The organism is Parahaliea mediterranea (assembly GCF_017255185.1).
In the GTDB taxonomy this organism is placed as follows: Bacteria; Pseudomonadota; Gammaproteobacteria; order Pseudomonadales; family Halieaceae; genus JAFKCZ01.
Genome location: NZ_JAFKCZ010000005.1, coordinates 1 through 14,044, shown reverse-complemented (window position 1 = coordinate 14,044; position 14,044 = coordinate 1). Strand labels below are relative to the sequence as shown.

The following is a 14,044-nucleotide window of genomic DNA, read 5'->3' as shown; positions in this document are numbered from 1 at the left end:
CCAGTCTAGGCGAGCCGGCGGCGCGCAACCACGGCGGCCGGGGCCACAAAGCGCTGGCATTTCCTTGCAGCTTGCACCGCCGCCGCGCTTGGGTACCATCTGGCCATGGCCCCGAATGAAACCCTGATCTACCTCGACCCGGACTCCGAGCTCAGCTTGCAGGCGCAGATCCGCCAGAAACTGGTGGACGCGATCATGCTGGGCACCTTTCCCGAGGGGCGCCGGCTGCCCTCCTCGCGCAAGCTATCGGAGCAACTGGGGGTGGCCCGCAACACCGTGGTGCTGGCCTACCAGCAGCTGGTGGACGAGGGCTACCTGATCAGCCGCGAGCGCAGCGGCCTGTACGTCAACGAGAAGGTGCGCCAGGACCGGGTGGGCTTCGAGGGCGCGCCGCCGCCGGAGCGGACCCTGTCGCCGCGCTGGCGCGAGCGTTTCAAGGGGCGCCTCACCCCCGACGCCGAATTCAGCTGCCCGCCCAACTGGCAGCAATACCCCTACCCCTTTATCGAGGGCCAGTTCGACACCTCCCTGTACCCGGTGAAGGAGTGGCGCGAGGCCAGCCGCCTGGCCCTGGGGGTGCGCGAGATCAACGAGTGGGCCGGCGAAACCGGCGACGCCGACGACCCCATGCTGATCGAACAGATCCGCACCCACATCCTGCCGCGGCGCGGTATCCAGGCGCGGCCGGAGGAAATCCTGGTCACCGTGGGCACCCAGCAGGCCCTGTACCTGGCGGTGCAGTTGCTGGTGAACTCGAAGGTGCCGGTGGCGGTGGAGGAGCCGGGCTACCCGGAGATGCGCCGCCTGCTGGCCCGGCGCGGCGCGCCGCTGGTGTACCAGCCGGTGGACGAGGAGGGCATGCTGGTGGACGAGCGGCTGGACGACTGCCAGCTGATCTACGTCACCCCCAGCCACCAGACCCCCACCGCGGTGACCATGAGCATGGAGCGCCGCCGCGCCCTGCTCGAACAGGCCTCGCGCCAGGACGCACTGATCATCGAGGACGACTTCGAGTTCGAGAGCAACTACCTCAACGCGCCCCACCCCGCCCTGCGCAGCCTCGACAGCGAGGACCGGGTGATCTACATGAGCTGCCTGAGCAAGGTGCTCTCCCCCGGCCTGCGGCTGGGCTTTATGGTGGCGGCGCCGGAGGTGATCCGCGAGGCGCGCAAGCTGCGCCGGCTGATGGTGCGCCACCCGCCCCTGAACAACCAGCGCACGGTGGCCTTCTTCCTGTCCCTGGGCCACTACGACACCTTCCTGATGCACCTGCACGAGACCTTCCGCGAGCGCTGGATCGCCCTGCGGCGGGCGCTCAACTACTACATGCTGTTCTACGCCGAGCTGGCCCCGGCCCAGGGCGGCAGCGCCCTGTGGGTGCGCGGCCCCGAGGACCTGGACGACACCTTCGTGGCCAAGGAGGCGGCGCGCCGGGGCATCCTGATCGAGCCGGTGCGCCACTACTACGCCACCGACCACGCGCCGCGCAACTGCTTCCGCCTGGGCATCACCGGCATCCCGGTGGAGCGCATCCGCGAGGGCGTGCTGCAACTGCGCGACCTGTTCCACGACCTCACCGCCAACAAGACCGAGACCTTCGCCGACGCCCGCGGCGAGCACCTCACCGGCGAGGCCCTGCGCGCGGCGGTGACCGACACCACCATGATCTGCATCATCGCCTACGGCGACCCCTGCACCATCGAAATCTGCCCCGACGGCGACCTGGTGGGCATCGCCGGCTACTCTAACGAGGACCGCGACAGCGGCCAGTGGTGGATCGCGAACAACCGCTGGCACCGCCGCTGGTCGCGCTGGGCCTGGGGCGAAACCGGGGTCTACGACGTGCGCCTGGACGGCGACATCATCAAGCTGTTCGACGAGGACGGCTGGTTGATCGACCGCGCCATCCTGCGCCGCAACCGCCGCGACGACGCCGCGGACAACGACGACCCGGGCGGCGACACGGAACTGGCCTAACAAGGGCCGCGCGACTGGCACTATGGCCCGCCCGGGGCCGCGGTTACAGTGCCAGGCAACCTACCTTCACTCGCAACGACACACGGGGCACCGATGAGCCACTTCGCCATTGCAGCGCTGCAACTGGAACTGTCCGGCCGGGACAACCGCTACCTGATCGAAAAGGAAATCCGCAAGGTGCGCAGCCGCTTCCCCTGGGTGCAGATGGTGGTGCTGGGGGAGCTGGCCTCCTACGGCGCCGACACGATCAATGCCCAGGAACTGCCCGGGGAGGCGGAGCCCTTCTATGCCGAACTGGCCCGGGACACCGGCCTGTGGCTAGTGCCCGGCTCGATCTACGAGCGCGAGGAACTGCGCGTGTACAACACCGCGCTGGTGTTCAATCCACAGGGCGAGACGGTGGGCCGCTACCGCAAGCAGTTTCCCTTCTGCCCCTACGAGAAGGGCGTGTGGCCGGGGGAGGACTTCCTGGTGTTCGACGTGCCCGATGTGGGCCGCTTCGGGGTGTCGATCTGCTACGACCAGTGGTTCCCGGAGACCACCCGCAACCTGGCCTGGCTGGGGGCCGAGGTGATCCTGTGCCCGACCATGACCAACACCGTCGACCGCGAGCAGGAGCTGTGCCTGGCCCGCGCCAACGCGATCAGCAACCAGTGCTACTTCTTCAACATCAACGTGGCGGGCGATTTGGGCAACGGCCGCTCGATCATTGTGGGCCCGGACGGCCAGGTGATTCACCAGGCCGGAGAACGCGACGAGATCATGCCGGTGGAGGTGGACCTGGGGCTGGTGCGCCGCGTGCGCGAACGCGGGGTACACGGCCTGGGCCAGCCCCTGAAGAGCTTCCGCGACAGCACCGTGGCCTTCCCAGCCTACGCGCCGGGGGCCCGGGCCGAGGGCCCACTGGCGCAGCTGGGGGAGCTGGCAACCCCCAACAGAGAGGAACTGGACTAAGCCGGAGTTGGCAACTGGCTCTAGGTGTTTGGCGCCCGCGCGATTAAGTTTTCAATGACCAACACAGCGCGACAGCCGCATAAAAAGTATTCCGGGGAGAACACTATGACGACAACCAACACACACAGCCGCCGTTTCCGGCGCAAGGCCCTGGCGGGCGCCCTGTCCGCCGCGGGCGCCATCGCCGCGCCGGCCATGGCCCAGGAGGTGGTACTGGAGGAAATCCTGGTCACCGCCTCCGCCCGCGAACAGTCGATGATGGACATTCCCTACAACATCTCGGCAATGAGCGGCAACGAGCTGGAGGCCCAGCAGATCACCGACCAGGCGGACCTGCTGCGCGCCATCTCCGGGGTGTCGGTGGTGGACCGCGGTTATCGCAACTCCGGCACCGTGAACAGCATCATCATCCGCGGCCTCAACGTGGACAGCTCCCTCAACGGCGACGTCAGCCTGAACGCGGTACCCACGGTGTCGACCTATGTGGACAACACCCCGCTGTTCGCCAACTTCGTGCTGCGCGACATCGAGCGGGTGGAAGTGCTGCGCGGTCCCCAGGGCACGCTGTACGGCTCCGGCTCACTGGGCGGTACCGTGCGCTACATCACCCGCAAGCCCAACCCCGCGGAGCTGGAGGGCCAGATCAGCGGCACCTACAGCCAGACCGAGGGTTCCGAGGGCGACAACACCGACCTGTACGGCATGATCAACGTGCCCATTGGCGACAGCGTCGCCCTGCGCGCCTCGATGGGCCGCATCGACAACGACGGCGTGATCGACTACGTGAACGCCTACCGCCTCAACGAGTTCGGCGAGCCGATGATCGACACTGGCGGCGGCTGCATCAGCCCCCGCGACGCCAGCGACCAGCAGGTGTTGTTCAACGACGCCTGCTACACCAATGAAGAAGACGCCGACGACGTGGAAATCGAGTACGTGCGCGCCGCCCTGGGCTGGGATATCAGCGACCGCCTGCACGTGCGCGCCAGCTACCACCACCAGGAGGACGAGGTGGGCGCCCGCCGCGCCACCACCCTGGGGGACAACAACCAGCCCGTCGACTCGCCCCTGTATCAGGACTACGGCGACCACGAGAGCGGCCAGGTACTGCTGGAGCCGTCCTCGCGCGAGGTGGACCTGTTCAGCCTGGACCTGGAGTGGGACCTGGGCTTCGCCACCCTCACCTCCAACTCCTCCTGGTACGACCACGAGGGCGTGGGTGACGCCGACAACGGCGGCCTGTGGGTCGGCGGCGGCGAGGAAGACCCCGAGGCCAGCCGCGACTGGATCACCGCCTTCGGCTACTCCGGCTGGCCGCGCCCGGCCCAGCGCGCCGAGCGCGGCTACGAGGACGACACCTTCGTGCAGGAACTGCGCCTGGTATCCAACGAGTCCGTGGCCGGCTTTGACTGGCTGGTGGGCGCGTTCTACATGGACCAGGACCTGATGGTGTACCAGAACAGCTGGAACCCCGGCATGAACGCCTTCAACGAGGCCTGCCGCGCCACCGGCGACCCGGTGTGCGACAACTTCTGGCCGCGCTTCTACAGCGGCCTGACCGAGCGCGACTTCGAGTACCGCCGCGACGTGCAGTTCGAGGAGATGGCCGTCTACGGCGACCTCACCTACAACTTCAGCGACACCCTGCGCGCCACCATCGGCGCCCGCTGGTTCGACAACGAGACGGTCAACGACACCATCATGGGCTTCCCCCTGGTGGAGGGCTGGACCTCCTCCGAGGTGCCGCAGTCGAAGGACGATGACAGCGATATCCTGCTCAAGCTCAACGTGAGCTGGGACGTGAACGACGCCGCCATGGTCTACGGCACGGTATCGGAGGGCTACCGCCGCGGCGGCGCCAACGCCATTCCCAGCTTCGACAACGGCGACAACTTCGGCGAGCCCAACGCCGAGGCCATCCGCACCTACGACAAGGACACGGTGGTCAACTACGAGCTGGGCGTCAAAGGCCGGCTGGACAGCGTCACCTACAGCGCTTCGGCCTTCTACGTGCAGTGGAACGACCCCCAGCTCAACACCACCTCCGACTGGTACGGCTTCTTCCTCGCCGCCAACGGCGACGAGGCCAGCACCCAGGGCATCGAGCTGGAGCTGGACGGCTACCTCGGCAACAGCCTGCACTATCGCCTGGGCTACACCTACGTGCAGGGCGAGCTGGACGAGGACTTCATCAGCCCGCAGAGCGGCAACGTGGTGGCACCCTCTGGCTCCACCCTGCCCGGCACCCCGGAAAACGTGTTCTCCGGCGCCCTGGACAACACCTGGGAGCTGGACGGCGACTGGTCCCTGGTGGGCCGGGTGAACGCCTACTTCCAGTCCGAGGCGGAGAACTTCATCAACCAGGACTCGGTAATCAACGAGACCCACGACAGCTTCTGGCTGTTCGGCGCCTCCCTGTCGCTGGTGTCGGCCAACTGGGACGTGACCCTCTACGGCAAGAACCTGGGCGACGAGGAGGGCGTGACCGGCTCCTTCCCCGCCGCCTACTGGAGCTACGACACCGGGGTGTTCGAGAACTGGTACGGCAACGGCAACCGGCAGATGATCGTGCAGCCGCGCACCATCGGCCTGACCGCGAACTACCGCTTCTAGCACCGCTCCACCGGGGCGCTTCGCGGCGCCCCGGCTTCCCTCCCGGCATACCCGCGCCATATCTCCACGCAACAACCCTGCTATAGTGGCGGCAACGACAACAAGCGCCGCGCCCATGAAAGTCCACCTCCCGTTTTGTGCCGCCTCCCGGTGGAAAGCAAGGCGGCCAAAAAAAACGCGCCTCGCCCAAGGATTCGCGCCGCCCGCGCGTCCCATGGGTGAATACGGCATGGGCCGGCCATGACACCCGACCTCGAGGACACCATCCGGCGCGCGCAAGGGGGCGACCGCGACGCCTTTGCACGCCTGGTGGAACAACACTACGACGCGATGCTGCGCTTTGCCTGCAAATACTGCGGCAACCGCCGGGACGCCGAGGACATCACCCAGCAGGCCTGCATCAAGCTGGCCCGCGGCCTGGGCCAGTTCCGCTTCGAGTCCGCCTTTAGCTCCTGGCTCTACCGCCTGGTGATCAACTGTGCCCGGGACTGGTACCGGGCGCAGAAGCCCGAGGCCCGGGATGATCGAACCGACCCCAACACCCTCACCGCGGCGGACAGCGCCGAGCCGGCGGTGATGCTGGACCAGGTACTGGCCCTGGTGGCGCAAATGGGCGAGGGCTACCACGAGGCCCTGGTACTGGTGCTGGGCGAGGGCCTGAGCCACGCCGAGGCCGCCGAAGTGCTGGGGCTACGCGAGTCCACCGTGTCCTGGCGGCTGCACGAAATCCGCAAACGGCTGCGCGAAACGGTACAGCCGGGAGCCGAAGTATGAATGACGACGACCTGAAACAGCTGTTCGACACACTCGACGACAAGCCCCGCGAAGACGCCAGGCAGCGCGCCGTGGCCGCGGCCCTGCGCAGCTTCGACGAGACCCAGGCGGAAAAAAATCCGGCGGACACCCAAGGATTCGCCCAACCGCGGCGTCCCACTCCCGACACACCGTCAATCGGGAGAAGAATCATGAACGTATTTACCGCCGAATCCCCCTTCCAGCGCTGGCTGTACAGCGGCATGGCGAGCGCCGCCGTGCTGGTGGTGGGGGTGTTGATTGCCATGCAGATGCCGCAGTTTAGTGGGTTTGATGGAGCGGATGAGCTTGAACGGCCTCGGGCCGCGGCACGCGAGGCCTCGCCAATCCCCGAAGTGGTTCAGGTCGAAGCGTCTCGTGGGGAGGAGCGAAAGTCCACCGCCGTTAAACTTACCGTGCCGCCGCCAACACAACAGGTTGAAATGCAGGTGCGCAAGTTAGCCCCGAGTGTGCAGGCCAACGCGGACTTTTCCGCAAACGTACCTGGCGCCCCGCAATTGGAGGAGATCGTAGCAAGCGAATCGCGCCAACAAATGGTAGCTGATGACACCACCTCTCCCTACTACCAGGACCAGGGCCGCGACCGCTTCGAAACTACCGACGCCAACCCCATCAAGCGGGTAAGCGAGGCGCCGGTCTCCACCTTCTCCATCGATGTGGACACCGCCGCCTACAGCTTCGTGCGCCGTCAGCTGAACCAGGGCGTGCTGCCGCAGAAGGCGGCGGTGCGCGTAGAGGAAATGGTCAACTACTTCCCCTACGCCTATCCCCTGCCGGCGGATCGCGGCACGCCCTTCAACACCGACATCGCGGTGATCGACGCGCCCTGGAAGGCCGGTAACAAGCTGGTGCGCATCGGCATCCAGGGCTATGAGCTGTCCGGCCCGCAACCGCGCGCCAACCTGGTGTTCCTGCTCGATGTCTCCGGCTCCATGAACAGCCCGGACAAGTTGCCCTTGGTCAAACAGTCCATGAGCCTGCTACTGTCACGCCTGCAACCCGAGGACACCGTTTCCATCGTCGTCTATGCCGGCGCCGCGGGCACCGTGCTGGAACCCACCCCGGTCAAGGAAAAACGTAAAATCCTCGCCGCCCTCGGCCAGCTGCAGGCGGGCGGCTCCACCGCTGGTGGCGCCGGCATTCAACTTGCCTACCAGCTGGCGGAGGCCAACTTCATCGAGGACGGCGTCAACCGCATCCTGCTCGCCACCGACGGCGACTTCAACGTGGGCATCCAGAACAGCGAAGAGCTTCGGGGCTTTGTCGAGCGCAAGCGCGAGTCCGGCGTGTTCCTATCGGTGCTCGGTTTCGGCGAGGGCAACTACCACGACACTCTGATGCAGGCCCTGGCCCAAAACGGCAACGGCGTCGCCGCCTACATCGACACTCTGGGCGAGGCGCAAAAGGTACTGGTGGACGAGGCCACCTCCAGCCTCTTCCCCATCGCCAAGGACGTGAAGATCCAGGTGGAGTTCAACCCTGCCACTGTCAGCGAGTACCGCCTGCTGGGCTATGAAACCCGCATCCTCGCCGAGGAAGACTTCAACAACGACGCCGTCGACGCCGGCGACATCGGCGCCGGACACAGCGTCACCGCCCTCTACGAAATCACCCCCGCGGGCAGCAACAGCGGCGCCTTCTCCGAGTCCCGCTACCAGCGCGGCGCGGACGAGGCCACCGACACCAAGGCCGGCGAATACGGCTTCCTCAAGCTGCGCTACAAACTGCCGGAGCAGGATAAGTCACAACTGATCAGCCAGCCGATCACCATCGCCGACACCACCGACGCCACCGCCCTGCGCGAAACCCGCTTCGCCGCCGCCGTGGCCGGCTTCGCCGAACTGCTGCGTGGCGGCAAGTACAGCGGCGACTGGGACTATAACAAGGCGCTGGAACTGGCGCAGGATAATCGCGGCGATGATCCCTATGGTTACCGGTCTGAGCTGGTGCAGTTGATTCGCAAGGCGGAGATTGCCGCGGGGATGTGAATTGCCGTGCCGTCAATTCCGCGTCCATTAGGGCGCGGCTTATTCGTTCAAAGGCCTTGCTTACCACGTATATGCTGGTAATATACAAAAATGATCGACTGGGCGCAAATAGCCGGATTCGAATGGGATACGGGCAACGCGCGAAAGAGCGTTGAAAAGCATGGCGTTACCCAGTTCGAGGCCGAACAGGTGTTTTTTAACCAGCCGCTGCTGGTTTTGGACGATGCTAAGCATAGCCAGCAAGAAGCACGCTTCCACGCTCTGGGTAAAACTGACAATGCCCGGTGTTTACATATCACCTTTACCCTACGCTCGGCCGACACCTTGATTCGTGTCATTTCGGCGCGCGACATGCACCGAAAGGAGAGAACGGTTTATGAGCAAAGCCAAGAAGATTCCGAAGTTTAAGACCGAGGCGGAGGAACGCGCCTTTTGGGAAAGTCATGACTCTAGTGACTATGTTGACTGGAAGCGGGCCCAGCCTGTCTTGATGGCAAACCTCAAACCCTCAACCAAAACGATTTCACTAAGACTGCCTGAGAGTTTATTAGAGAGCATTAAGATTGAAGCCAATAAACGCGATATGCCGTATCAGTCCTTGATCAAAGTCTGGCTATCGGAGGACGTGAAAGAAAGTCGGCGCTAGAACTGACTGACAGAAGCATCGAATCATGTAATTTGCCCGTCTAATTGAAAACTTGTGTTAAAGCTTGACTCAGTAATATTAATAAGATCGGCCAACATATCTACAGAAAGACCGTGGACCAAAGCATGCCCCCTGGCATGTTGCTCAGTATCATAGCCCTGTGTTTCGAGGAAAGTACTTAATGACTCGTAAACATCCTTGCTACGCCCAATTGAAAGACTGTGATTACCAGATTTTCTGTAGCCTATGTAATACGTAAGACTTGTTTTGTCACTGAAAAAAGTTGGCCCTGTTTTTCGAATACTGGTTCTCAACGGCGTTTTCAATAGTTCTGAAATTTCCCCCAACAACTTTTGATTTGAAGCAGACCTTGAATCATCCTCCCTTTTCAGAATATTCTTACTATATGAGTCGTCCGCGCTTTCAATTTCAATTTCCTGCGCGCCGAGCAGCTCCATCATTGGCTGCAATCGCTCCACCAAAGTATCATCCTTATCGTAGAACCACTCACCCTCAACTCGGCTATCATCAAGCAGCAAATGAAAAGCTGTTTCAATGGCCTTGGCGTCATCATGCGTCCAGGCAGCAATACACTGGGCCTGAATAGGTGACTTGGTAGTGCTAATTTGTTGCAAACGTGAACTCAACGTCGCGTTGCCTCTACCAGTTATTCCCACCTTTTTGTATGGGATATCAATATGTCCGCCAATATCGATATGACGCATTACATATATAATGGTATGTTGATCGAGCATTCGTGACCTACTATATAAGAATAACGAGGCTACAGAAAAACACCTGCCTCCGTTAGGCGATCATATATTGCCCAGAAAATCGCGCCCTTCCATGTTTTCTGGACCGTCTTGCATTGCAATAGAATATCCTACAACGCTCTGGACCTGAAAAATTTATCCATCAGCCAGGGCAACTACCACGACACCCTGATTCAGGCCCTGTCCCGAAACGGCACCGGCGTCGCCACCGCCCTGCGCGAAACCCGCTTCGCCGCCGCCGTGGCCGGCTTCGCCGAACTGCTGCGCGGCGGCAAGTACAGCGGCGACTGGGACTATGACAAGGCGCTGGAACTGGCGCAGGAGAATCGCGGGGATGATCCCTATGGTTACCGGTCTGAGCTGGTGCAGTTGATTCGCAAGGCGGAGATTGCGGCGGGAATGTGAATTGGGTCTTGCATTGTTACCGCGCCCGCCTGGGCGCGGTTGATTCCTAAAGCGGCAATGGTTGGGCGCAGCGACCAAAGCGACCACGGATGATGAAACGGCCGCTTGGAAAGAAACCTAAGCGGTGCAACAATTACCAAGTAATGGCACTAGGTGGAGCAGCCATGAACAGCGCCGAACTTGAAAGCATACGGAGCGCAGCGTTAGAACTGGCAGACGCAGAACGCGCACAGCTGGCCAGCGACCTGGTAGCCAGCTTGGACGGCCCGGCGGATGCTGACGCGGCCGCCGCCTGGGACACTGAAATATGTCGTAGAATCAATGAGATAAACAGTGGCGCAGCAACCCTGATGGAAGCCGGTGAAGTGCTGGCACGAGCGCGCGCACGAATACAGCGCGGCTGATGCCTTCGGTAAAAATACACCGTGAGGCAGCGCTGAAACTTGAGGAAGCCGCCGCATGGTATGAAAGTGAACTGAAGGGTTTGGGCAGCCGATTTATCGATGCACTTGATCACGCCCAGGCCCTACTGTCAGAGCCCAACCCACCGCTGACCCCGAAGCACGGACAGGCAGCACAGCTTGGAGCCAAAAAGCTCATTCTGCACAAGTTTCCATTTTCATTGGTGACTATGAGTTCGCAAGACTCGATTGTCGTGATTGCCTTAGCCCACCATGCGCGCCGGCCAGGTTATTGGCGCTCTCGAGCAGATACATAACTTTCAAATTCCGCAGAAAATTACGGTGTTACGTTAGATGCGCGCAAGTGACGCCCAATCACTTATTGCAAACCACCAATCTGTATCCACAATCCAATTGATCTTTGCCCAGTAGTGATTGGTACTTTTTATGCCAATACCCCGCCTCCAAATCATCGCTCAACTGAATAAGGCCTTCTTCGACACTACCCAGCATCGAGAACATCGACATCGCCTGCCTTGCCGATGCATCCAGATACATTTCAGGCCGGCGCCAGTAGGCGCACATAAAGCCATCCGTGCAGTCGTGCGGAATAGCGATGGTCTCCACCGACACCGCGCCCCCGAGCAGCTCCGAAAGCGCACCGATTGAGGGGAACAGACCGACATCGATGACCGCGATCTCTGGAAGATAGTCAGGCAACCAGAACTCCCCATAGTCGCCATTCCAGGTCAGCAGGATGATCTTGCCGCGAGTGACGCGCTTCAGCTCACTCAGGCCCTGTTGAATGTCCTGCCAGTGGTGGAGGGTCAGCACCCCCAGTGCAGTATCAAAACTATCGTCTTTAAACGGCAGGCGTTCCGCCATACCCTGAATTGTGGGCGCCTTCTTCGATGAGCGCCTGGCGATCATCTCACGCGATGGCTCTAAGGCGACCACGTTAAAGCCATCGGGCTCGTACGCGCCCTGGCCGGCGCCAACGTTGAGGATACTGTCGCCTGGAGAGATATGTCTCCGGATGGCTGCTTCAATACGAGGGTCGGGGACGCGGTAGCTTACGTAGTCTGCTGCCAGTGTGTCGTAGTTGACGCTCATGAAGGTACCCACTGGTAACCCAATTGACTGCCCATCACCGAATTGTGACGTCAGCTGATTCCCGCGAGGCGACCAGGCGACAATTACTGGTCTTCAGCCTGAAGGACTTTCGGCGGTAGATAGATCGTAAACTCATTCAGTGGATCCAACAAAACACTATGTGGAGACTGCTGCTCTTCCAATGTGACCAGACCTTTTCGCTCCAGCAAATCAAATCGCGCCGATTCAAGTTGGGCCGGGGCCACCTGCAGCCGTTCGTGCCACACCCGGTAGGTGCCCAACTTTCCATCCCGACGATGATAAAAGCCGGCAAGCGGGTGCGTGAGATAGACCAACCCGGTTTCGATATCAGGGAACCCGTCCAATGCGAGCGACTGACCTTCGGGCTGGTTAAGTCGAACCTCTGCTGGCGCCCAATCAGCCTCCGTGGTCATGTGATATAACTCGTACCGCCCTGATTGCGTATCAACTACGCAATTGAAACGAACATCGCCGGAATACCAAGGCAGATTCCACAAGTAACGCGGAATCGCCACGGTCCATGAGTCCAAAGTAGTGCCGAGAAACCATACACAGCGCTCTCCCGTCCGACGATCAACAATATAGATTCGATAATTTGTCTGGCCCATCCGAAACTTTGGAAAGGGGAAAACAGCTGAAGTAAAGTCTACATCAATGAATGGAACAACCGATATCAAGCCCTTGAGCTCGCCACCAATGTCGACGAGATCGAGCTTGAAACGATCGGGCAATATTTTCGCAAAGCGGGATGGATCAACTGCATAGGTAATAATTGCAAAATGCTGCAGTTTGCAAATAACGTCTATACCGCTCGGCCGCGGCCTGGGGTGCAAAAACTGCTTAAATTTCAGATGTGCCTGCAATTCCCCTCCCTGAATAATGACAGTTGTCCACCGAAAAATGATGATTATATATCTTGTTTGGTTTCGATTGACCTGGATTCTCAGTGAGAACCGAACTTCAGGAGCGCGGTAAACAAACAGCTGAAAACAGCTTCGGTGTTGCCGCCGTGCTTCTTATTGAATACTAATGCCTGAAAGCGACACCATGAACTTTGCCACTAAAGGAGATCGAAATCCTTCCCAGCGACTTACAACGTGATATCGGTCAGCAGTAGCAATCTCAAACACCCAGGTGGAACCATCCATTCCCGCCCATTGTGGATCTGCGGATTCCAGCTCTCAAAACGGCGTATCTTCATACAGCACTTCAATCGCGCGCCATTTCTTATCCGAAATTATAGTTGAGGTCGTCACCAGTTCGCGCGCTTCGTGGCCAAGACTTGACTTTTCCCTGACCGTACTGACCAATCGTGTTTCGGCTATATCATGCTCGACCCGAATAACCACGTCGTCATCAAAACTGCTATCAATCATAAGGCGCAAAGTAGCCTGCCCTTCAGGCATGCGATGCAAAGGCCTTTCTCCCATCGCACAAAGCTGGTCGGGGTTGATTGGCATCAATCAAAGCGGTGCGAATTCAGCGGGCGCTAGCGTGTCCGGCGCCATAGGCGCGCAATTGTTTGCTTTGCTAAGCATCCTCATTGCCATGTCTTGGTATCTTCTCAAGATTCGGCTCTACAAATGCACGTCGGGCCTCATCGGAGAAAAGCACTTCGGCCGAGTAGTGGGTCAACATGATTTTTGAATCCAACATCACAGGATTCGCATCAATAAACTCATCGGCAGATTCGGATGTTTCCGTGAGGTTCATGAAATGGTATACAGCCAGCACCCACGCCTTGGTTAGTGTTTCATGGAATTTATCGGAAGGGTCGACACCGACGTGTTGCAGTAAACGAAGCAGTGTTTCCCGCATACGCTGGACAGCCCCTTCAATATCCTGATCCACAAGATAAATATAGGCTAAACGCAGATGAGCCCGATGGTCAAAGTCCGATACCGGAAACTCGCATGACTCCACTGCCCTTTGGAAATGTTTATCTTCACGGGAAGCAATATGGCTCATTTAAATCTCCCGACACACCGGCACGCCCAACACCGCGTTAAACTGCAGCCTTACACACCGTCGTCTTTGATGCGTTCGTTAAATCCTTTTGACACCAAAATTGACGTAGACGAAATATACAACCTGATATAACCATATGAGCGGCAGTAATAAAATGAAGAACCCTAGCAACAAACCGCTCCAACTAATCATGGAGTGGTCAACTGATTTGTGACAACCCAGTTAAGCGGCTTTCTTCATTTCTAGCATAGCCGCTTCGTACTGGCTGGGACTGGTGTAACCCAGGTACGAATGCAGCCGTTGGCTGTTATAGAACATCGCAATGTAGTCCAGTATGTCCTGCTGTGCATCGGCGCGGGTTTGATAATGCTT

The 14,044-nt window shown here is 60.2% G+C and carries 16 protein-coding genes; 10 read left to right on the top strand and 6 right to left on the bottom strand.

Translation table 11 applies throughout. From position 1 onward, the window contains the following. Positions 1–105: 105 nt before the first annotated feature. From JYP50_RS07040 to JYP50_RS07010, 7 genes are all read left to right on the top strand, one after another. Complete coding sequence (locus JYP50_RS07040) at positions 106–1,977, top strand: PLP-dependent aminotransferase family protein (RefSeq protein ID WP_206559792.1); 1,872 nt, start codon at positions 106–108, stop codon at positions 1,975–1,977. A gap of 93 nt (positions 1,978–2,070) precedes the next feature. Continuing rightward, entirely contained in the window at positions 2,071–2,931 is an 861-nt protein-coding gene (locus tag JYP50_RS07035; protein WP_206559791.1) for a carbon-nitrogen hydrolase family protein, read from the top strand. 105 nt (positions 2,932–3,036) lie between these two features. After that, positions 3,037–5,544 carry a TonB-dependent receptor gene (locus JYP50_RS07030; RefSeq protein WP_206559790.1) on the top strand — a complete coding sequence of 836 codons (2,508 nt, stop codon included), beginning with the start codon at positions 3,037–3,039 and terminating at the stop codon, positions 5,542–5,544. A 240-nt stretch (positions 5,545–5,784) separates the two neighbouring features. Continuing rightward, the gene (locus tag JYP50_RS07025) at positions 5,785–6,318 is read left to right on the top strand and encodes an RNA polymerase sigma factor (RefSeq protein ID WP_206559789.1); all 534 of its coding nucleotides are present in this window, start codon (positions 5,785–5,787) and stop codon (positions 6,316–6,318) included. Beyond that, on the top strand, positions 6,315–8,345 hold the full coding sequence (locus JYP50_RS07020; protein WP_206559788.1) for a vWA domain-containing protein: 2,031 nt from the start codon (positions 6,315–6,317) through the stop codon (positions 8,343–8,345). Before JYP50_RS07025 ends, JYP50_RS07020 begins: the two co-directional genes overlap by 4 nt. 90 nt (positions 8,346–8,435) lie before the next feature. After that, positions 8,436–8,753, top strand: coding sequence for a BrnT family toxin (locus JYP50_RS07015; protein WP_206559787.1), 318 nt, complete (start codon positions 8,436–8,438; stop codon positions 8,751–8,753). Continuing rightward, a complete protein-coding gene (locus JYP50_RS07010; RefSeq protein ID WP_206559786.1) occupies positions 8,722–8,991 on the top strand; it encodes a BrnA antitoxin family protein in 270 nt (89 codons plus the stop codon). The genes JYP50_RS07015 and JYP50_RS07010 overlap by 32 nt, the downstream gene beginning before the upstream one ends. 23 nt (positions 8,992–9,014) lie before the next feature. Here JYP50_RS07010 and JYP50_RS07005 read toward each other — a convergent pair whose 3' ends face one another. Continuing rightward, entirely contained in the window at positions 9,015–9,746 is a 732-nt protein-coding gene (locus JYP50_RS07005) for a GIY-YIG nuclease family protein (protein WP_206559785.1), read from the bottom strand. Positions 9,747–9,854: 108 nt separating this feature from the next. On the opposite strand from JYP50_RS07005, the gene JYP50_RS07000 reads away from it, so the two are divergent. The 3 genes from JYP50_RS07000 (at position 9,855) to JYP50_RS06990 (ending at position 10,887) form a co-directional block, all read left to right on the top strand. Beyond that, the gene (locus JYP50_RS07000) at positions 9,855–10,169 is read left to right on the top strand and encodes a YfbK domain-containing protein (protein ID WP_241262940.1); all 315 of its coding nucleotides are present in this window, start codon (positions 9,855–9,857) and stop codon (positions 10,167–10,169) included. Positions 10,170–10,333: 164 nt separating this feature from the next. Then, the gene (locus tag JYP50_RS06995; protein ID WP_206559784.1) at positions 10,334–10,573 is read left to right on the top strand and encodes an addiction module protein; all 240 of its coding nucleotides are present in this window, start codon (positions 10,334–10,336) and stop codon (positions 10,571–10,573) included. Beyond that, positions 10,573–10,887 carry a hypothetical protein gene (locus JYP50_RS06990; RefSeq protein WP_206559783.1) on the top strand — a complete coding sequence of 105 codons (315 nt, stop codon included), beginning with the start codon at positions 10,573–10,575 and terminating at the stop codon, positions 10,885–10,887. Before JYP50_RS06995 ends, JYP50_RS06990 begins: the two co-directional genes overlap by 1 nt. Before the next feature lie 58 nt (positions 10,888–10,945). Here the strand turns inward: JYP50_RS06990 and JYP50_RS06985 are convergent, their stop codons facing one another. From JYP50_RS06985 to JYP50_RS06965, 5 genes are all read right to left on the bottom strand, one after another. Then, complete coding sequence (locus tag JYP50_RS06985) at positions 10,946–11,683, bottom strand: class I SAM-dependent methyltransferase (protein ID WP_206559782.1); 738 nt, start codon at positions 11,681–11,683, stop codon at positions 10,946–10,948. 83 nt (positions 11,684–11,766) lie between these two features. Then, positions 11,767–12,567, bottom strand: coding sequence for a DUF2071 domain-containing protein (locus tag JYP50_RS06980; RefSeq protein ID WP_206559781.1), 801 nt, complete (start codon positions 12,565–12,567; stop codon positions 11,767–11,769). Positions 12,568–12,885: 318 nt separating this feature from the next. Further along, the gene (locus JYP50_RS06975; RefSeq protein ID WP_206559780.1) at positions 12,886–13,164 is read right to left on the bottom strand and encodes a hypothetical protein; all 279 of its coding nucleotides are present in this window, start codon (positions 13,162–13,164) and stop codon (positions 12,886–12,888) included. Positions 13,165–13,234: 70 nt separating this feature from the next. Beyond that, a complete protein-coding gene (locus tag JYP50_RS06970; protein WP_206559779.1) occupies positions 13,235–13,672 on the bottom strand; it encodes a hypothetical protein in 438 nt (145 codons plus the stop codon). Between the two features lie 222 nt (positions 13,673–13,894). Continuing rightward, positions 13,895–14,044 (bottom strand): IS3 family transposase (locus JYP50_RS06965; RefSeq protein ID WP_206560096.1); only part of this gene is annotated, 150 nt, incomplete at its 5' end.